18 protein-coding genes are annotated in these 18,780 nt (G+C 61.5%); 7 read left to right on the top strand and 11 right to left on the bottom strand.

The window, feature by feature from the left end; all coding sequences use genetic code 11:
• Positions 1–68 precede the first annotated feature (68 nt).
• From GKIL_RS20445 to GKIL_RS20465, 5 genes are read left to right on the top strand one after another with little or no spacing between them, the layout of a single operon-like run.
• Positions 69–530: a MarR family winged helix-turn-helix transcriptional regulator gene (locus GKIL_RS20445; protein ID WP_023175780.1), complete on the top strand. Its 462-nt coding sequence runs from the start codon at positions 69–71 to the stop codon at positions 528–530.
• A complete protein-coding gene (locus GKIL_RS20450; protein WP_023175782.1) occupies positions 527–1,813 on the top strand; it encodes an efflux RND transporter periplasmic adaptor subunit in 1,287 nt (428 codons plus the stop codon). Before GKIL_RS20445 ends, GKIL_RS20450 begins: the two co-directional genes overlap by 4 nt.
• On the top strand, positions 1,810–4,890 hold the full coding sequence (locus GKIL_RS20455) for an efflux RND transporter permease subunit (protein WP_023175783.1): 3,081 nt from the start codon (positions 1,810–1,812) through the stop codon (positions 4,888–4,890). The genes GKIL_RS20450 and GKIL_RS20455 overlap by 4 nt, the downstream gene beginning before the upstream one ends.
• A gap of 58 nt (positions 4,891–4,948) precedes the next feature.
• Positions 4,949–5,218 (top strand): 30S ribosomal protein S15, encoded by a 270-nt coding sequence (gene rpsO / locus GKIL_RS20460; RefSeq protein WP_023175784.1) that lies wholly within the window; start codon positions 4,949–4,951, stop codon positions 5,216–5,218.
• Positions 5,219–5,228: 10 nt separating this feature from the next.
• On the top strand, positions 5,229–5,519 hold the full coding sequence (locus GKIL_RS20465) for a DUF3593 domain-containing protein (protein WP_023175785.1): 291 nt from the start codon (positions 5,229–5,231) through the stop codon (positions 5,517–5,519).
• Positions 5,520–5,529: 10 nt separating this feature from the next.
• Here the strand turns inward: GKIL_RS20465 and GKIL_RS20470 are convergent, their stop codons facing one another.
• From GKIL_RS20470 to GKIL_RS20510, 10 genes are all read right to left on the bottom strand, one after another.
• Entirely contained in the window at positions 5,530–6,702 is a 1,173-nt protein-coding gene (locus GKIL_RS20470; RefSeq protein ID WP_023175786.1) for an ATP phosphoribosyltransferase regulatory subunit, read from the bottom strand.
• Between the two features lie 194 nt (positions 6,703–6,896).
• Entirely contained in the window at positions 6,897–7,490 is a 594-nt protein-coding gene (locus GKIL_RS23075) for a hypothetical protein (protein ID WP_051382885.1), read from the bottom strand.
• Positions 7,472–7,828, bottom strand: coding sequence for a hypothetical protein (locus GKIL_RS25035; RefSeq protein WP_023175788.1), 357 nt, complete (start codon positions 7,826–7,828; stop codon positions 7,472–7,474). The genes GKIL_RS23075 and GKIL_RS25035 overlap by 19 nt, the downstream gene beginning before the upstream one ends.
• Positions 7,829–8,006: 178 nt before the next feature.
• Positions 8,007–10,145 (bottom strand): molybdopterin oxidoreductase family protein, encoded by a 2,139-nt coding sequence (locus tag GKIL_RS20480; protein WP_023175789.1) that lies wholly within the window; start codon positions 10,143–10,145, stop codon positions 8,007–8,009.
• The gene (locus tag GKIL_RS20485) at positions 10,135–10,932 is read right to left on the bottom strand and encodes an ABC transporter ATP-binding protein (protein WP_023175790.1); all 798 of its coding nucleotides are present in this window, start codon (positions 10,930–10,932) and stop codon (positions 10,135–10,137) included. Before GKIL_RS20485 ends, GKIL_RS20480 begins: the two co-directional genes overlap by 11 nt.
• A 32-nt stretch (positions 10,933–10,964) precedes the next feature.
• Entirely contained in the window at positions 10,965–12,923 is a 1,959-nt protein-coding gene (locus tag GKIL_RS20490; RefSeq protein ID WP_023175791.1) for an ABC transporter ATP-binding/substrate-binding protein, read from the bottom strand.
• Positions 12,924–12,959: 36 nt separating this feature from the next.
• Positions 12,960–13,811, bottom strand: coding sequence for a nitrate ABC transporter permease (ntrB, locus tag GKIL_RS20495; RefSeq protein ID WP_023175792.1), 852 nt, complete (start codon positions 13,809–13,811; stop codon positions 12,960–12,962).
• 27 nt (positions 13,812–13,838) lie between these two features.
• Positions 13,839–15,116 carry a CmpA/NrtA family ABC transporter substrate-binding protein gene (locus tag GKIL_RS20500; RefSeq protein WP_023175793.1) on the bottom strand — a complete coding sequence of 426 codons (1,278 nt, stop codon included), beginning with the start codon at positions 15,114–15,116 and terminating at the stop codon, positions 13,839–13,841.
• 158 nt (positions 15,117–15,274) lie between these two features.
• Entirely contained in the window at positions 15,275–15,853 is a 579-nt protein-coding gene (locus tag GKIL_RS20505; protein ID WP_023175794.1) for a PIN domain-containing protein, read from the bottom strand.
• Entirely contained in the window at positions 15,843–16,331 is a 489-nt protein-coding gene (locus tag GKIL_RS20510) for an excisionase family DNA-binding protein (protein WP_023175795.1), read from the bottom strand. The genes GKIL_RS20505 and GKIL_RS20510 overlap by 11 nt, the downstream gene beginning before the upstream one ends.
• Before the next feature lie 160 nt (positions 16,332–16,491).
• On the opposite strand from GKIL_RS20510, the gene GKIL_RS20515 reads away from it, so the two are divergent.
• A complete protein-coding gene (locus GKIL_RS20515; RefSeq protein ID WP_023175797.1) occupies positions 16,492–16,950 on the top strand; it encodes a GatB/YqeY domain-containing protein in 459 nt (152 codons plus the stop codon).
• 11 nt (positions 16,951–16,961) lie between these two features.
• Positions 16,962–17,183 (top strand): RNA-binding S4 domain-containing protein, encoded by a 222-nt coding sequence (locus tag GKIL_RS20520; protein ID WP_023175798.1) that lies wholly within the window; start codon positions 16,962–16,964, stop codon positions 17,181–17,183.
• On the opposite strand, the gene GKIL_RS20525 is transcribed toward GKIL_RS20520, so the two are convergent.
• Positions 17,135–18,757 carry a peptide chain release factor 3 gene (locus tag GKIL_RS20525; protein WP_023175799.1) on the bottom strand — a complete coding sequence of 541 codons (1,623 nt, stop codon included), beginning with the start codon at positions 18,755–18,757 and terminating at the stop codon, positions 17,135–17,137. The two genes, GKIL_RS20520 and GKIL_RS20525, sit on opposite strands and share 49 nt — an antisense overlap.
• Positions 18,758–18,780: the final 23 nt, after the last annotated feature.

Genomic DNA, 18,780 nt, shown 5'->3' on the forward strand with positions numbered 1-18,780 from the left:
AACAAATAGTTAGATAACCTTACAATCAAAGGGGAGTTCGCCCTCCTTTGATCTCGGACTGCAGGACGATGCTGATTTCTGAGACGAGTGTCGAACAGTGCGCCGGCAGCATCGTCGAGACGCTGCCGCTATTCTTGCGCCTTATCCGCGCCGAGTTGCGCCGCCACCCGCGCCTGAACCTGTCGCTGCCGCAGTTGCGGGCGCTGGTCTACCTGCGCGATCAGCCCGGAGCGTCCGCCTCCGGCATGGCCGAGTACCTGGGGGTGACGCGGGCGACGGCCTCGACGACGATCGAGCGGCTGGTGCAGCGGGAACTGATCACGCGCACCGACGATCCCCAGGAGCGCCGCCGGGTGGTCTTGAATCTGACCGAGGCCGGTCACAGGCAACTGGAGCAGGCGAGTACGATTGCCCAGGAACGGGTGGCGGAGGCGCTGGCGGGTCTGTCTCCGTCGAGATTGCGCCGGATCAACGAGGGTCTGCTGCTGCTGCAGTCGGTACTCCACACGAGGGCGGGAATAACGCGATGACCGAGATGCTGGACAAGCAAAAAACGCGCCGAGGGGAGCAAAAAGTGTCGGGTGCTGCCCGTCGGGACTGGCGGCCCATCGTCCTCGGGCTGGTGGTGATCGCAATCGGCGTGTTCGCGCTGCGGACCCTCACCGATCCCGCCCGCGATGCGGATTCAAGGCCAAAGGGCAAACCGGCGGTCCCGGTGATAACGGCGGTGGCACAGCAACAGGCCGTTCCGGTCGAAGTCGATGCGGTGGGCAACGTCGAGGCAACCTCGACGGTATCGGTGCGCTCTCAAGTCGATGGGCAACTGCTGCGGGTCCATTTTCAGCAGGGCCAACTCGTCCATAAAGGCGATCTGCTCTTCAGCATCGACCCAAGACCCGCCCAGGCGGCGGTGGCTCAGGCGGAGGCCGCCGTCAACAAAGATCTGGCCGCCGTCGAGCAGGCGAGGGCGGTTCTCCTTAAAGACCAGGCCCAGCTGCGCACCGCCCGCCTCCAGGTGCAGCGCTACGAGCTACTGCGATCCCAGGGGGCGATCTCCCAGGACCAGTTCGACCAGTACCGCACCAACGCCGACGCCCTCGAAGCGACGGTGCGCGCCGATCAGGCCAATATCCGCAACGCCCAGGCGATCGTCAATTCCGACCGGGCGGCCCTCGCCAACGCCCGCGTCCAACTCAGTTACAGCACAATCCGCTCGCCTATCGAGGGCCGCACCGGCAGCCTCAACTTTTATGCCGGCGATCTGATCAAGGCCAACGACACGACCGCCCTGGTGACGATCAACCGGATTAGCCCGATCTACGTCACCTTCACCGTGCCGGAAGACCAGCTCGCAGCGATTCGCAGCGCGATGGCCCGCCACGAACTGAAGGTGAGCGCCAGTGCCCAGGGTGATAGCCGCATCGTCACCGGCAACTTGAGCTTTATCGACAACGCCGTCGATACGACCACCGGCACGATCAAGCTCAAGGCGACGTTTGCCAACAGCGACGGCTACCTCGTCCCCGGTCAGTTCGTCGATGCGAGCCTCACGGTCACGACCTTGAACAGGGCAGTGGTCGTGCCCTCCCAGGCGATCCAGACCAGTCAGCAGGGCCGCTTCGTCTTCGTCGTCCGCCCCGACCGCACCGTCCAGATGCAGCCCATCGAGAGTACTCTCACCTACAGGGGCCTGGCGGTGATAAATCGAGGCGTCCAGCCCGGCCAGACGGTCGTCACCGACGGCCAACTGCAACTGGTACCGGGGGCAAAGGTGCAGATCAAGCCGTCGTCGCCGGAGGCCGCTTCCCGATGAATCCTTCTGCCCTGTTTATCCGTCGCCCGATCACGACCACCCTGGTGATGATCGGGATCTTTATCTTTGGCTGCATCGCCTACCGTCTGCTGCCGGTGAGCGACCTGCCGAGCGTCGATTTTCCAACCATCCAGGTCTCGGCAAGCCAGCCCGGTGCCAGTCCCGACACGATGGCCTCGACGATCGCGACGCCGCTGGAGCGCCAGTTTGCGACGATTCCGGGCCTCGACTCGATGAACTCGACCAGCACCCTCGGTAACACCCAGATCACGCTGCAGTTTAATTTGAGCCGCAAGATCGACGGAGCGGCCCAGGACGTGCAGTCGGCGATTCAGGCGGCCTCCTCGATTTTGCCGCCGGGGATGCCCACCCCGCCTTCCTACCGCAAGGTCAACCCGGCGGATGCACCGATTCTGTACCTGGTGCTCACCTCGCCCACGCTCCCCCTCTCGCAGGTAGACGAGTACGCTGAAACCGACGTTGCCCAGCGCATCTCGATGGTGGGCGGCGTCGCCCAGGTCAACGTCTACGGTGCTCAAAAATACGCCGTGCGCGTCCAGCTCGACCCCTACGCCCTCGCCACGCGGGGCATCGGCATCGACGAGGTGCAGTCGGCGATTAAAACCGGCAACGTCAATCTGCCCTCCGGCACCCTCTACGGCAACTACCAGGCGTACAACCTCAACGCCAACGCCCAGCTCACCGATGCCGCCGCCTACCGCAAACTGGTCGTCGCCTACCGCAACGGTGCGCCGATTCGCCTTGAGCAGTTGGGCCGGGTAATCGACAGCGTCGAGAACGACAAGACCGCCGGTTGGTTCAACAACACCCGCTCGATCATCCTTGCCATCCAGCGCCAGCCCGGCGTCAACACGATCGACGTGGTAGACAGCATCAAAAAGCTCCTGCCCACCTTCAAGGAGCAACTGCCGGCGGCGGTCAACCTCGACATCATGTTCGACCGCTCCCAGTCGATCCGCGCCTCGGTAGGCGATGTGCAGTTTACGCTCGCAATCACGATCGGCCTGGTGGTGATGGTGATCTTTGTCTTCTTGCGCAACCTGACGGCGACGGTGATCCCCAGCCTGGCGCTGCCGCTGTCGATCGTCGCCACCTTCTCGGCAATGTATCTGTTGGGCTTTTCCCTCGACAATCTGTCGCTGGTCGCCCTCACCCTGGCGGTGGGCTTCGTCGTAGACGATGCGATCGTCGTGCTCGAAAATATCGTCCGCCACCAGGAGATGGGCGAGGACCGCCTGAGTGCTGCCTACAACGGCTCGCGCGAGATCTTCTTTACGATCTTGTCGATGACGATCTCGCTGGTGGCGGTCTTTATTCCGATTTTGTTTATGGGCGGGATTCTGGGCCGCCTTTTTAACGAATTTGCGGTGACGATGGCGGTGGCGATTCTCGTCTCGGGCTTTATCTCGCTCACGCTCACACCGATGCTCTGCAGCCGCTTTTTAAAAAATCCGGACCACGACGCCCAGCGGCGCAACCGCCTCTACATGGCCTCCGAGCGCGTCTTCGATGGTCTTTTGCACGCCTACGAGCGCAGTCTGCAGTGGGTACTCGCCCATCGCCGCTCGACGATGGCCGTCTTTGTCGCCGTGCTCGCCGCCACCGCCTGGCTGTTTGTGATCGTACCCAAGGGCTTCATCCCTACCGAGGACACAGGCCAGATCTCAGGCAGCACCCAGGCGGCCCAGGGCATCTCCTTCGACGATATGGTGCGCCACCAGAAGGCCGTGGCGGCGATCGTCGCCCGCAATCCCTACGTCGCCTCCTACAATTCGAGCGTCGGCAACGGCGGCACCAACGCGGGCCGCATCCAGATCCGTCTCAAACCTCGCTCCGAGCGCCCGAGCGCCGACGAGATCATCCAGCAGTTGCGCAAACAGGTCGGGGCGGTTCCCGGCATCCGCGTCTTCTTTCAAAATCCCCCCGCCATCCGCATCGGCGGCCAGCAGACCAACGCCCTCTACCAGTACACCCTCCAGGGCATCGACACCGACACGCTCTATCAGGTCGCTCCGGTTCTTGAAAATAAACTGCGCGCTCTGAGCGAACTGCAGGATGTCAACTCGGACCTGCAGCTGAAGAACCCCCAGGTCAACGTCGCCATCGACCGCGACAAGGCTGCCGCCCTGGGGATCACCGCCCAGCAGATCCAGAACGCCCTGGGCGCCGCCTACGGCAACCCGCAGGTCTCGCTCATCTACACCTCGACCAACCAGTACCGGGTGATTACGAGTGTCCTGCCGCGCTACCAGCGCAGCCCTTCTGCCCTCTCCCGGCTGTACGTGCGCGCCGGCAACGGCAAGCTGGTGCCCCTTTCGACGATCGCAAGTTTTAAGCTGGGGGCCGGGCCGCTCCAGGTCAACCACGTCGGCCAGTTCGCCTCCGCCACGATCTCGTTTAACCTCAAGCCCGGCGTCTCCCTGGGCGAGGCGACGAGCAAGATCGACCGGATTGCAAGATCGGTTCTGCCCGAGACGATCACCGGCAGCTTTCAAGGTTCCGCCCAGGCGTTCCAGTCGTCGATCACCAACCTCGGCCTGCTGCTCATCGTGGCGATTCTCGTGATCTACATTGTGCTCGGCGTGCTCTACGAGAGCTTCATCCACCCGCTCACCATCCTCTCAGGACTGCCCTCGGCGGGCTTTGGTGCGCTGCTCACGTTGCTCATCTTCAAGGTGGACCTGAATATCTACGCCTTTTTGGGCCTGATCTTGCTGGTGGGGATCGTCAAGAAAAACGCGATCATGATGATCGACTTTGCCCTGGAGGCGGAGCGCAACGACGGCAAGCCCGCCGAAGATGCGATCTACGCCGCCTGCCTGGTGCGCTTCAGGCCGATCATGATGACGACGGTGGCCGCCTTGATGGGCACGCTGCCCATCGCCCTGGGGCTTGGAGCCGGGGCGGAGACGCGCCAGCCCCTGGGCCTCGCCGTGGTGGGCGGCTTGCTCTTCTCCCAGGCAATCACGCTCTACATCACGCCGGTCATCTATCTGTATCTCGACCGCTGGGAGAAGAAGACCAACCCCGCTGCCCGCGAGCAGTACGCCGGGTAATCAGCCGGGCTGGGGCCGCTGTGGTATGCTAGGAAAGCTTGAAAATTTTGGAACGACTATGCCCCTGACGCAAGAGCGCAAACAGGAACTGATTGGCACCTATCAGGTCCACGAGACCGACACCGGCTCCCCCGAGATCCAGGTTGCGATGCTCAGCGACCGGATCAACCAGTTGACCGAGCACCTGCGCAGCCATCCCAAAGATTTTTCCTCGCGGCGCGGCCTGCTCAAGCTGATTGGCCGCCGCAAGCAGCTGCTCGCCTACCTGGCAGCCAACGAGGCCGAGCGCTACCGCGCCCTGGTCGAGCGGCTGGGCCTGCGCCGCTAGCGCCGCGATCATGGAACAGGGCCTATTTGCTGCTTCCCTGTTTCCGTACCTGCTCTTTCTCTGGTATGCCACCCGTTCGGGCCGCTTTCCAAAGCTGGCCCTTTACGGTTTTTATGGCACCCTCGTCTTCGTGGCGGTGACGATTCCTGTCGGAGCCTACTGCCAGTTCGTCCTCAAGCAGTCGCTCTCCAACGTCGATTGGCTGCACGGTCCTGCCGAATCGCTGCTCACGCTCTCCAATATCCTGGTCGTGCTTGGCTTCAAGCAGGCGCTCACCCAACCGCCCAAAAATCGGAGCTAGAGCCTGGTTTCTACTCCGCGAGTACCTGGTCGCGGATCGCGCCGTCCGCTGCCACCCAGCGCAGGGTTTCAGCGGCAATCGCGCGGCCATAGCCGATCGCCTCCTCGCCCTGGCGTCCTGTCAGTTCGATCTCGACGCGCTCCACTCCCTTGCGCCGCAGCGCCTGGGCAGCGGCGAGGGCCGCACCCCAGGCGCTGCGATCGACTGGAACCACCAGCCAGCCGCCAGCCGCCCGCTCCGTCGGCAGCCGCCCGGTGGGCAACAACACCTGCTGGAGCACTTCGAGGTTGAGGGCAAAACCGGCTCCGGGGGCAGCCCGACCGTAAGAACCCAACAGTTCGTCGTAGCGCCCGCCCCGGCCAATCAGACGATTGGCGGTGCTCACCTCGAAGATCAACCCCGTGTAATAGTCAAAAGCTTCTACCAGGCTCAAGTCGAGTACCACCGGCACCGAGCGCTCCCCGAGCCAGCCTGTGAGCAATTCCAGTTCCGTCAGCTCGGCGCGCTGACTGGGGCTGAGCGGCAGAGCTGACGCCTTGCTGAGCACCGCCTCCGGCTCGCCGCGCAGATCCAGTAGCAGCAGCAGTTGCGAGCGCACCGCCGCCTCTATCGCCTCCTCTTCGAGAATCGCCACCCGGTCCAGCCGGGCGAGCGCCCGCCGCAGCCGCCCACGGGCCGGTTCGCTCACCTCTAAAAGCCACGAGCGCGTAAAGCCCACCGCCCCCAGAATGAGCGTCCAGTCCGGCAGCGCCAGCTCCTCCAGGCACTCGGCCAAAACCAGCAGTACCTCAGCGTCCGCCAGCGCCCCGTCCGCCCCAATGAGCTCCACTCCGGCCTGGTAGAATTCCTGCGGCTGGGCGGTGCTGCGAAAGACGTTCATCTGGTACCACAGGCGTACCGGCGGTGGCGCGTCGGCCAGCCTGGTCGCCACCGCCCTGGCCAGCGACGGCGTCGGGTCGGGCCGGAGTCCGAGAGAAACACCCTCCGCATCGCGCAGCTGCAAGATCGACGAGAGGTCTACCGAGCCGCTCGCCTGCAGTGTCTCCAGCCGCTCAAGCGTCGGGGTGATGATCCGCTGGTAGCCCCAGCGGGTGAAGACCGATTGCAGGCGCTTCTCGATCCAGAGCTTTTGAGAAACGTCGAGGGGCAGCAGATCGCGGACGCCGGTCGGTGGTTGGTACATAGCCTCAGCCAGGAATGCCTACGCATTGTACACAGCCATCTTCACTCTCTGCCCGCCTGCAGGACGGGCAAACCTGGCTGGAGGCTATCATCATCGGCCTGGACAGAGAGAGTGGATGAAAAATAGACGACAGCAAAAATTCCGTTTCAAAAGATCAATCGGGTAAACCCAATTTTATAAAGTTAATTTTACGCTCACTTGCGAGTAAGATCGATGTCTTTTTCAGATTGCGACGCGGATTTTTCAGCTTCTATTTTTGCCTTTTGGTAGGCCGTTATCTGGACTCGGCGTCTACCTGTTTTAGTATCAGTAACATAACCTGCTAGTTCAGCAAGCCGCCTGGCCTTCTCTCCAGGATGCTGCCTGATCAGTTCTAAAAGGCTTTTTCCAGTCAGCACCGTCTTTTTAGAAGAAAGCTTTTTGGATGATTTATAGGGAACACTCAAATTCGATCGTTCGGAGCTACGTCCTACGGGCTGGCTTGTTTTAACTTCCGTCTTATTTATCAAATCAACAGCATGGAGAGGCTGAATTTTCATGTGGGGGCTGCACCAGCCAATTAAAAAATCCATCACATCCGCGACAACATTTTCGCTTTCCTCGTTCTCTTCGGAGCGATAATAGTCAAATAGCTCATCGAGCAGGGCTAGAGCACTCTTGTAGGGTACTCCCTCCAACAAAGTAGTCTCGACGGTTTTACGAAGCTGCAGAACTGGATTGTCGCCTTCTACAGCTCTCATGAAGAGCTTTCTAATATCCGCACTCCCTTTCATCCGACTTTCTTCCATTTCTGTCTTGTTTCCTCAAGTGCATTTTGATATTCGGCGAAGTCCATCTGCCGTGCTGGCTCTACAAAACCGTGGTCAGAATTTTTAGGGTCAGGTCTGTACTTGAGTTCTGGACCCAGATCTTGAACTTTGATTTCCCAGGCTGGATATTTTGATTTTCCGCCAAGTGCTTCGGGCCTTCGATGCTCTGGTAGTTGTTCAGGACTTGGACTTACGGACATACCTCCGGTTCCGGGGAGCACGTTTCTATCTTCGTCAATTTTAATATCTACCTTGGGTCTTACTCCCAGTTTTGTAGCTGTGTTCCCGCAGGCAGGAAATCCACCGTCTTCTTTCATACTTCTACAAATACGAAGTGTGCGTTTGGCGATAGAGGCTCTGCTCTGAGACAAGGGTGGTTACATCTGTGTACATTTTGATTTGCTGCAAACAATGCAAAATTTGCAGTGAATGCAACTTTATCATATCGCTGCTGTGTTTTAAGCTTCGCCCTGGAAGTTCGTAAAAACCGCTGTCTTACTCCGCCGCGCAAATTTTGGCTGCAGCGACGGCACTGGCAGCGACTTTGACAAGCTGCACCGCGCAGGCTTTCAGTTCCGGTTGGCTGGAATCGGGGTCGGCTTCGGAGTGGGTGAGGGCGTTGGCTTCGGCCTCGTCGGCCCAGAGGCTGCCCCAGTGCATCGGTACAAAGAGCACGCCAGGAGCGATGGCAGCGGTGATCCGGGCTGCAAAGCGGGCGGTACCCCGGCGCGAGCGCACTTCGAGCCAGTCGCCGTCGTGTATGTCGAGCTGCGTTGCGTCGCGGGGGTGGATCTCGATAAAGGGCGCAGGGTGGAGGCGGCGCAGCTTTTCGATGCGTCCGGTGCGCGTCTGGGTGTGCCAGTGGCCGTAGAGGCGGCCATTGGTGAGGATAAAAGGATAGTCGGGGTCGGGCGGTTCAGCGAGGCCGCGAGCGTGAACGGCAGCGAAGCGGGCCCGGCCATCGGGGGTGGCAAAGCGATGGTCGGTGTAAAGCCGACTGCTGGCAGTGGAGGGGGGGGAGCCCGATGATAAAGGCCACTGGAGGGGACCATTCTGCCGCAGGCGCTCGTGGCTGATGCCGGTCATCTCGCAGGGCCGACCGGCGGTGAGGGCGGCAAATTCGGCAAAGACTGAAGCAGGCGTGTCGAAGGCAAACTGCTCGACAAGACCGAGACGACGGCCTACTTCAGCAAAAATCTGCCAGTCGTCCCGCGCTTCACCCACGGGTTGTTGAAAGGCCGGGCTGAGGGTGACGCGCCGCTCGGAGTTGGTCATCGTACCGGTCTTCTCGCTCCACTGGGTGGCCGGGAGCAGGATGTGGGCGAACTGGGCCGTCTCGGTCGGGTAGTAGCAATCTTGATAGACCGTAAAGGGGGAACGGGCGAGGGCGCGGCGGGTGCGGTCCAGATCCGGCAGGCTCACCGCCGGGTTGGTGGCGGCGATCCAGAAAAATTCGACCTCGCGGGCCTCAAGGGCCAGGATCATCTCCCAGACCGTCCGTCCGGGCTGGGGAGCGATGCTCCCGGTGGGCAGCTTCCAGGCTTTCTCGACCGCTTCGCGGTGGGCCGGGTCGGCGATGAAGCGATAGCCAGGGAGCAGGTGGGAAAGTCCCCCCGCCTCACGGCCCCCCATCGCGTTCGGCTGGCCGGTGAGCGAAAAAGGGCCGCTGCCGGGGTGGCCAATCTGGCCTGTGAGCAGGTGCAGGTTGATGAGCGCCCGCACCTTCGCCGTGCCCTCGATCGACTGGTTGATGCCCATCGACCAGAGCGAGAGTACCCGCTTCGATGCGGCCCAGAGGCGAGCACAGGCTTCTAACTGTTCGATCGTGATGCCGCAGCGGCGGGCCACCACCTCGGGCGGGTAGTGGCGAATCGTCTCAGCAAAGGCAGCGAAGCCAGTGGTGTGATGGGCAATAAAATCCTCGTCCAGCTGGCCCCAGCCCACCAGCAGGTGGGCGATGCCGTTGAGCAGATCGATGTCGGTGCCCGGCTGCAGCGGTAGGTGCAGATCGGCTGCCTGGGCGGTGATGGTCGCGCGCGGATCGACGACGACGAGGCGCATCGACGGGTTCTGGCGGCGGTGGCGCAGCAGGCGGTTGAAGACGATGGGATGGCACTCGGCGGTGTTGGTGCCAATCAAAAAAGCGCAGTCGGTGCGTTCGAGATCGTCGTAGCAGGCAGGGGGGCCGTCCGAGCCGAGGCTCTGGACGTAGCCCGCCACCGCCGAGGACATGCACAGCCGCGAGTTGCCGTCGAAGTGATTGGAGCCCAGACAGCCTTTGAGCAGTTTCTGGGCAACGTAGTAGTCCTCGGTCGTAAATTGCCCAGAGCCGTACATGCAGATAGCATCCGGCCCGGTGCTCAGTCGCACCTGCTGGAGCCGAGAGGCAATCCGACCCAGCGCCTCGTCCCAGCTTGCGCGGCGAAAAGGTTCGCTAAGGGACTCGCGCACCATCGGATAAAGAAGCCGGTCCTTGTCGATCGATTCGAGGATCGTCGCACCTTTGACGCAGAGCATTCCCTGGCTGGACGGGTGGTCGCGGTCGCCGCGCACCCGGTTGTCGGCGGTGATCTCAAGACCACAGCCCACCCCACAGTAGGGGCAGAGGCTCTTTGCGACGACGTTATTCGGCAAGCACCGGGTCTCCGAAGCGGTCGTACAAGAAGGCGAGGATCTGATTTCTGAGGGTGTAGTAGGCCGGATCTTCGAGAATGTCCGAGCGCGATCGGGGCCGGGGAAAATGCACCTCGAAGACTTCGCCGATCGTGGCGGCGGGGCCGTTGGTCATCATCACGATCCGGTCGGCCATCAAGATCGCCTCGTCGATCTCGTGGGTGACCATCAGCACGGTCGTCCGGTTGGCCTCCCAGATCTTGAGCACCTCCTCCTGCATCTCCTCGCGGGTGAGGGCGTCGAGGGCACCGAACGGTTCATCGAGCAAGAGCACCTTCGGGCGGGTGGCGAGGGCGCGGGCAATCGCTACCCGCTGCTTCTGGCCGCCGGACAGCTCCTGGGGCTTTTTGGCCGCCTTGGCTGCCAGGCCCACCAGTTCCAGGTGCTGCTGGGCAATCGCCCGCCGCTCCGTATCGGAGAGGGAGGGACGGGTCGCCTTGACACCCAGATAGACATTCTCAAAGGCGGTCAGCCAGGGCAGAAGGGCGTAGTTCTGAAAGACCATCATCCGGTCGGGACCGGGTTCGTCCACGTGTTTGCCTTCGAGGATGACGCCGCCTTCGGTGGCGTCGCTCAGGCCCGCGACGATATTGAGCAGGGTCGATTTGCCGCAGCCGGAGTGGCCGAGGATAGCGACAAATTCACCCTCGCGCACCTTGAGGGCGACATCTTTGAGGGCAACAAAGGAACCTCTGGTCGTGGCAAAGGTCTTGGTGATAAAACTCAATTCGAGAAATGCCTGGGTCATAATCGGGGCTCGATGGGCAGTGAAACAACAGATCAAACCGCCGCCGGAAGCTGCGGGTGGGAGATGGCGAAGCTGGCAAGGTAGGCACCGGGGTCCGCCGGATCGAGAATGGCATCCCCCGGCAGGGCCAGAGGCTGGTAGCCGGCTTCGGGAAGGACGATACCCAGCTCGGCGGCGGCCTGGCGGTAAGTGTCCTCGCACCAGACCCGCTCGATGGCCCGCTGCCAGTCCACCGGAAACGGCACCAGCCCCCAGCGGGCCATCTGGGCCAGTATCCAGAGCCGCTCGCTCAGGTTGGTGCTCGCCCCCTCGAAGAGGTTGAAGTCCTCCAGGTGGGCGGTGCGGCCAAAGCCGTAGTCGTAGGAACCAGAAAGGCCCAGGCTCGCGTAGATCGGATCGGCGTTGACAAAGGCTTTTGCCGTTACCAGGGCGATCAACTCCTCGCGGTGGGAGGCGTCGGCGGCCCACCGGCAGGCTTCGAGGAGCGCTTTGGTGAGGGCCAGGTGGGTGCGCGGGTGGGCGTCGGCCCAGCTTTGCCTGAGGATCAACGATTTTTCGGGATGGCCGGACCACAGATCGAGGCTGGTGGCGGGCACAAAGCCCAGTCCTTCGTGGACGGCGCGGGCGTTCCAGGGTTCGCCCGAGCAAAAGCCGTCGATATTTCCGGCGCGCAGGTTGGCGACCATCTGGGGCGGCGGAATGACCACCAGTTCGACGTCGCGATCCGGGTCGATGCCCGCCCCGGCAAGCCAGTGGCGCAAGAGCAGGTTGTGCATCGAATGGGCGGAGACGACCCCCAGCACCGGGCGTCTGGTGCCTGCCAACAATCGGGCAAAGTCCTCGCGGCTGCGCACCCCCTGCTCCCAGTAGCGGCGGTGCAGGGTGATGGCGTTGCCGTTGCGGGTGAGGGGCATCGCGGCGATGAGGGGCACCGCTGCCCGGCGAAAACTGCCCAGACTCTCTCCCAGAGCCATGGGCGTAACGGCCAGGGCAGCGTCCAGCCGCTCCTCGATGAGCCCTTCGTGGATCGCTTTCCAGCCCGGCTCGCGGACGAGCGTTACATTAAGACCCTGCTCGGCAAAGAAACCTTTTTGCTGGGCGACGACGAAGGGCACGCAGTCGGAGAGCGGCACAAAGCCAAGGCTGAGCGCCGTTTTTTCTAAGCTGGTGCTGGCAGAGGTGGCGGGCTGGAGGCGGGGGATGCCGCCCTGGGCTGCTTTTTTCGCTTTGCTCAAAAAGTACAACAGTTCGTTGCGCTGCCGGTAATAGTGGGGGTTGTTGATCACCTCCATGCGGCTGCGGGGCCGGGGCAATTCGACGCCCATCACCTCGGCTACCCGCGCCGCCGGGCCGTTGCTCATCATCACGATTCGATCCGAAAGGAGCAGCGCCTCCTCGACATCGTGGGTGACCATCACCACCGTGATCCGGTGCGCTTCCCAGATTTTTAACAGCTGCTCCTGCAGGCGGCCACGGGTAAGGGCGTCGAGGGCACCGAACGGTTCATCGAGCAGGAGCACCTTCGGGCGGGTGGCGAGGGCGCGGGCGATCCCGACGCGCTGGCGCATTCCACCGGAGATCTGGCCGGGTTTTTTGTCCGCCGCCGCCACGAGTTGCACCAGCTGCAGGTGCTCCTCGACAATCTGCTTCTGCTCTTCGGCCCCCCGTTCGCCGTGGACGGCCCGTACGGCGAGGGCGATATTCTGGCGCACCGTGAGCCAGGGCAACAGCGAGTGGTTTTGAAAGGCCACCATCCGATCCGGCCCCGGCCCGTTCACCGGCACTCCCGCCACCGTCACCCGGCCACTGGTGGCCAGGTTCAGCCCGGCAATCATGTTGAGCAGCGTCGATTTGCCGCAGCCGGAGTGGCCGATAATCGAGACGAATTCCCCCTCCTCGATCTGGAGGTTGACGCCTTTCAGTGCCTCGAAGCGCTCACCTTTTTTGCCGATAAAGCACTTGCCGGCGTTCTGAATTTCAAGAAAAGCCATAACAAAATTTCCCGGATGTGAAGTGGACGGTGGGCATTACTCGGAGGCCACCAGGAGCCGACCGGCGTACCAGACCAGCCGGTCGAGGGCAAAGCCCACCAGGCCGACGCACAATACGGCGAGGATGATGTCGGCCATGCGCGAGCTGTTGTAAGAATCCCAGATAAAAAAGCCGATGCCGACGCCGCCGGTGAGCATCTCCGCCGCCACGATCGCAAGCCAGGCGAGGCCGACGGCGATGCGCAGGCCCGTAAAGATGTAGGAGGCCGCCGAAGGCAGGAGAATCTGGAAAAAGTAGGTCGCCTTTGAGAGGTTGAGGACGCTTGCGACGTTGCGGTAGTCCTGGGGGGTGGAGCGCACGCCGACGGCAGTATTGATGATGATGGGCCAGATGGCGGTGATGAAGATGACGAAGATCGCGCTCGGATTGGCCTGGCTTAAAGCCGCCAGAGCGATCGGCAGCCAGGCCAAGGGCGGAATCGTGCGCAGCACCTGGAAAATTGGATCGAGGGCGAGCTGAAAGGGCCGCAGCGAGCCCATGAGAATCCCCAGGCTGACACCTACCACCGCCGCCAGGCTGTAGCCGATCGCCACCCGCCCCAGCGAGGCGGCCAGTTGCCAGAAGATGCCCTTGTCGTTTTCGCCGTTGTCAAAAAAGCCGACAACCAGCGGCTGCACGTCCTGCACCACCTGGGCCGGTCCCGGCAGGGTACCGGTGAGGCCGGCGGCGCTCAGCACCTGCCAGATCCCCAGAAAAATCGCCACCGCCACCAGCGGCAGCACAAAGACCCCGCTGCGTTCGAGCAGTGCCTGGATTGGGAGGGCCGGGCGGGGGGTGTCCGCCTCGCGGCTGGCGGGAGCACTCATAGTCTCGTTGGTCGTTGTCATAAATGTCCTGCGGGTGAGCGATGCAAATTACGCCAGTTTTTTGAGCTTGACGCTCTTGAGATAAGCTTCCGGATGGTTCGGGTCGAAGCTGATGCCGTCGAAGAATTTTTCGACGCCGCGCGAGGGACTCTTGGGGACCGGCTGGCCCAGGCCCTTTGCTGCCTCGCGCCAGAGATCCTCGCGGTTGACGGCGGCGACGAGCTTTTTGGTGTCGGTGGCCACTGGCAGCATTCCCCAGCGGATGTCCTCGGTCAAAAACCACAGGTCGTGGCTCCTGTACGGGTAGGAGGCAAAGCCCTGCCAGAACTGCATGGCGTGGGGGCTGTTGCGCTCGACGGGCCTGCCGTCGCCATAATCGAAGATGCCCTTGTAGCGGGCAACGATATCCGAGACCGGCGCACCGATCCACTGGCGCTTCGAGACGATCTGGGCGAGTTCGTCCTTGTTCTCGGCTTTGTCCGCCCAGATCTGGGCTTCTTGGATGGCCATCAAAAGCGCCTTGCTCGCCTTCGGGTACTTCTCCACGTAGTCGGCGCGCAAGACAAAAGATTTTTCGGGGTGGCGGTTCCAGATCTGCCCGGTGGTGAGGGCCGAATAGCCGATCTGCTGGTTGATGAGCTGCTGGTTCCAGGGCTCGCCCACGCAAAAGGCGTCGGTTACGCCCGTCTTCATGTTGGCGACCATCTGGGGCGGCGGGACGGTGATGACCTTCACATCCGTCTCCGGATCGACGCCCCCCGCCGCGAGCCAGTAGCGCAGCCAGGCCCAGTGGGTGCCGCCCGGAAATGTCTGAGCGACGGTGATCGGATCGCCCTTCGATCTGGCCTTGAGCGCTTCTTGCTTCATCGGCGCAGCGTCAAGGGTCAGCTTCAAAGGCTTGTACTTGTTGGCAACTGAAATTGCCTGGCCGTTGACGTTGAGGCGGGCCAGGATAAACAGCGGTATTTTTTTGTTGCCCTTGGTGATGTTGCCGTTGCTGATCAGATACGCCATCGGCGTGAGCAGGTGCGCCCCGTCGATTCCGCCGCCATCGGCACCCAGTTCGAGATTGTCGCGGGTGACGCCCCAGGATGCCTGCTTGAGCACTTCGACTTCCTTCATGCCGTACTTGTCGAAGTAGCCCTTTTCTTTGGCAATCACCAGGGGCGCACAGTCGCTGAGGGCGATAAAGCCCAGCCGCGCCTTTGGGGTCTCCGGGGCATCGGCGGCACTGACGTAGCCGGGCACAAACAGCGAACCGGCGGCTGCCGCTCCACTGATAAGTACGTCCCGGCGCTTGAAAGTAAATTGGGTGGAATCAGACATCGCAAAGGATCTGCTGGTTGCGTTTCCCTCAAGAAACACGCTGTATCTTTAACGAAACGTGCCGCCCGATACACAAAATTTGAGAATCGCTGTTCCCGCTATCAGGTCGATAACGATCTGGAATAAAAAGGGCAAACAGCAGCCGTTTTGTCAGATAGCTAACGCTCGGGCGGACATTCGACTTCACGCACAAGTGCCGCGAACTGCGGTACTTGCAATTCGAGTCGCTCGAGAAGTTCCTGCACACTCATGGGTGGTCGCTTGAGTGCTTGAGCCTGCCGAACGACAGCCTGCACCATTGCTTGCGGGTCGATGTGATAGAGATGGCACAGGAAGGCATCAGGATGTTGAGCCTCGACGTCCCACGGCTGCAGATCCTCTTTTTGGAAGTCCTTAATGTTCGTGGTGACAATCACCTGAGCACCGATTCTTACTGCTGCAGCAAGTACATGCCGGTCTTTAGGATGGTTGGTCATTGCAGCAATCAAAGCCATCGGCACTTCGACAATCGCCTGGGGGAAGGCTTTTTGAAGAGCCTGCTGGAGATCATCTGCCTGCAACTGGTTTAGCCTCCCTCGCTTCAGTAGATTGCGGGTTACCTCTTCGAGAATGGCCAGACTCCAGTGAGGACGGTAAATTCCGGCTCCAGCAGCCCGTAGCAGAGTGTCCCGTAGGGGGAGAGGATACAGAACACAGGCATCGAGGACAACGGGAAAAACTGGATACTCAACCGTCATCTTCGCGAACCGCTCCGGCAACTGCCTCCAAGTCGTAGAAGCCCAGATCCTGGCTCATCTGGGTGAGTTCATCTAGAGCCTGATGGCACTGCCGGTCGCGCTGTTGCTTGTAGTCGAGCAAATCCTTGACGTAGATCCGTCGATGGGTGCCGGACCTATGGTAGGGGATACTGCCGACTGGCTGCAAAAGTTTGTCGATGAGGAAAGGTCGTGAGACGTTTAGCAAAGCGGCAGCCTGTTGCGTCGAGAGTTCATGCTCGAGGGGCAGAAATTCTACGGCCTTGCCTGCTTTAAGTAACGGAATGACCTGGCTGAGCAGACGGTAAACCGAGTCCGGTAGAGGAACGCTCTCTCCATCCGGACCCGTTAATCGCGCCTGTATGGATGGAACATGCAGCAGTCGGTCTATCTGCTCCAGAGATGGTAGCTCGTCTTGAGAAGCGACGACGCCCCCCGATAAAGCCTTCTGCTCAAGCATGGTTGTTCTCCCGCAAAGGGATCGTGCAGCCAGGAGCCGCAGCCCAACCTCAGTTTATCCACTAAACGCAATAAACGCAACGGATGCCATAAATGACAATCCCAAGCGCATAATACACTGGTAGTATGCCCACCGATGAAGGGGGCGAGGAGATAGCTCGATGTTGCTGGAGCAGATCAAAGCGGACAGTCTGGAGGCGCGCAAGCGCAACAGCAAGGAGCCGGGGGTGCATACCCGGCGCGTCAGTTTGCTGGGGACGCTCTACGCTGAGGCGAGCCGCGTCGGCAAGGACGCCGCCAACCGCCCGAGCACGGATGAGGAGGTGCTGGCAGTGGTGCGCAAATTTATCAAAAACCTCGACGAGACGATCGCCGTCTTGCAAAAGGCAGGCAAGAACACCGCTGGTCAGTTAGAAGAAAAGGCGATTCTCGAGGGCTACCTGCCGCGCCAGCTCAGTTCTGAGGAGTTGAGGGCGGCGATAGAAAGCATCGTCGCGGATCTGGGCGAAAAATCGCCAAAGGCGATGGGCGAGGTGATGAAGCAGCTCAAGGAGCGCTACGGCGGCCAGTTCGACGGCAAACTGGCCAGTGAAGCGGCGCGGACGATCTTGAATCGCTGAGGGGAGAGCCGGTGGCTGACTTTATCAAGCTCGACCAGTTTCTCAAGCTCGCCGGAGCCGTCCAGACGGGCGGCCAGGCGAAGCTGCTTGTTCAAGACGGGCAGGTGATGGTGAACGGTGCCGTCGAGACGCGCCGGGGCCGCAAGCTGGTGAATGGGGACGTGGTGAGGCTGGGCGAGCAGATTTACCCGGTTGAGCTGGGTGCTCCCGACGAGGACGGCGCAATCTCGTGAAACTGCAGGTGCGGGTTGCGCTCGCTCATCTGCTGCAGACCCCAGGGGGTCTTAAAGAGAATCACCAGCCGCCCCTCGACGTCTTTGAGGCCGAGGCTGTCAAAGTACCAGTCGATGGTCTCCAGATCGTCCGGGTGCTTGGCGCTCACCCAACGCGCCATCGTCCAGGGCAACGGTTCGAGCAGCGTCTCGACGTTGTACTCGCTCTCCAGCCGAAAGCGCACCACGTCGAACTGCAACTGGCCCACCGCCGCCAGGATCGGATCGCGCTTGGCCTCGTCTTGATGAAAGAGCACCTGAACCGCTCCTTCCTCGCGCAGTTGGGTGACGCCTTTGAGAAATTGCTTGTACCTGGAGGGGTTCGGGTTGCGCAGGGTGGCAAAATGCTCGGGCGCAAAAAGCGGGATGCCCTCGAAGGCCACCGGTTTACCCAGGCAGATCGTATCGCCGATGGCGAAGGTGCCAGGGTTGATCACGCCTACGATGTCGCCCGCATAGGCTTCTTCGACCGTCTCGCGCTCCTGGCCGAACAGTTTGAGCGAACGGGAGAGCCGGACTTTTTTGCCCAGGCGGGTGTGGTGAACGGTCATGTCCTTCTCGAACCTGCCCGAGCAGACGCGAATAAAGGCGACGCGGTCGCGGTGCTGCGGGTCCATATTTGCCTGAATCTTGAAGACAAAGCCGGTAAAATCTGTGTCCTCCGGTGAGATGATCCCGGTGTCGGCGCGGTGGATGCCCGGCTTGGAGGCAAAGTCGATGAAGGCGTCTAAAAAAAGCTGCACCCCAAAATTGTTGGCGGCACTGCCAAAGAAGACAGGCGTGAGCAACCCCTGCTCGACGCGCCGCTGGTCAAATTCGGCGGCCACCGCATCGAGCAGTTCGATTTCCTCGGCCACCTGGAGGTAGGTCTGCTCGTCCATCAAGGCGCGCATCCGCTCGTCGTCGATCGAACCGACGGTGACCGGAGCGATCCGGCGGCCCCCCTGGGTGCGATCAAATAGATGAACTGCGTGCAGGAGCCGGTCGTAGACGCCCCGAAACGTCTCGCCCATGCCGATGGGCCAGTTGACAGCAAAGACATCGATGCCCAGAACCTTCTCGATCTCGTCGAGCAATTCGAGCGGCTCGCGGCCTGGGCGGTCAAGCTTGTTGATGAAGGTAAATATCGGAATGCCGCGCATCCGGCAAACGTCGAAGAGCTTGCGCGTCTGGGCCTCGATGCCCTTGGCGGCGTCGATGAGCATCACGGCGTTGTCGGCGGCAGCCAGGGTGCGGTAGGTGTCCTCCGAAAAATCCTGGTGGCCCGGCGTATCGAGCAGGTTGATCTGGTGGTCGTGGTAGCCAAACTGCAGGACCGTCGAGGTAATCGAGATGCCGCGCTGCTGTTCCATCGCCATCCAGTCGGAGGTGGCGTGGCGCTGGTTGCGCCGGGCGCGCACCGAACCGGCCATGTCGATCGCTCCGCCGTAGAGCAACAGCTTTTCGGTGAGCGTCGTCTTGCCCGCATCCGGGTGGGAGATAATCGCAAAGGTGCGCCGCCGACTTACTTCGGCGGCAATCGAGTCGGTAGGCATTCAGCGCATTTGAAGAAGTGGGA

The sequence above is a fragment of the Gloeobacter kilaueensis JS1 genome, from assembly GCF_000484535.1.
Taxonomy (GTDB): Bacteria; Cyanobacteriota; Cyanobacteriia; order Gloeobacterales; family Gloeobacteraceae; genus Gloeobacter; species Gloeobacter kilaueensis.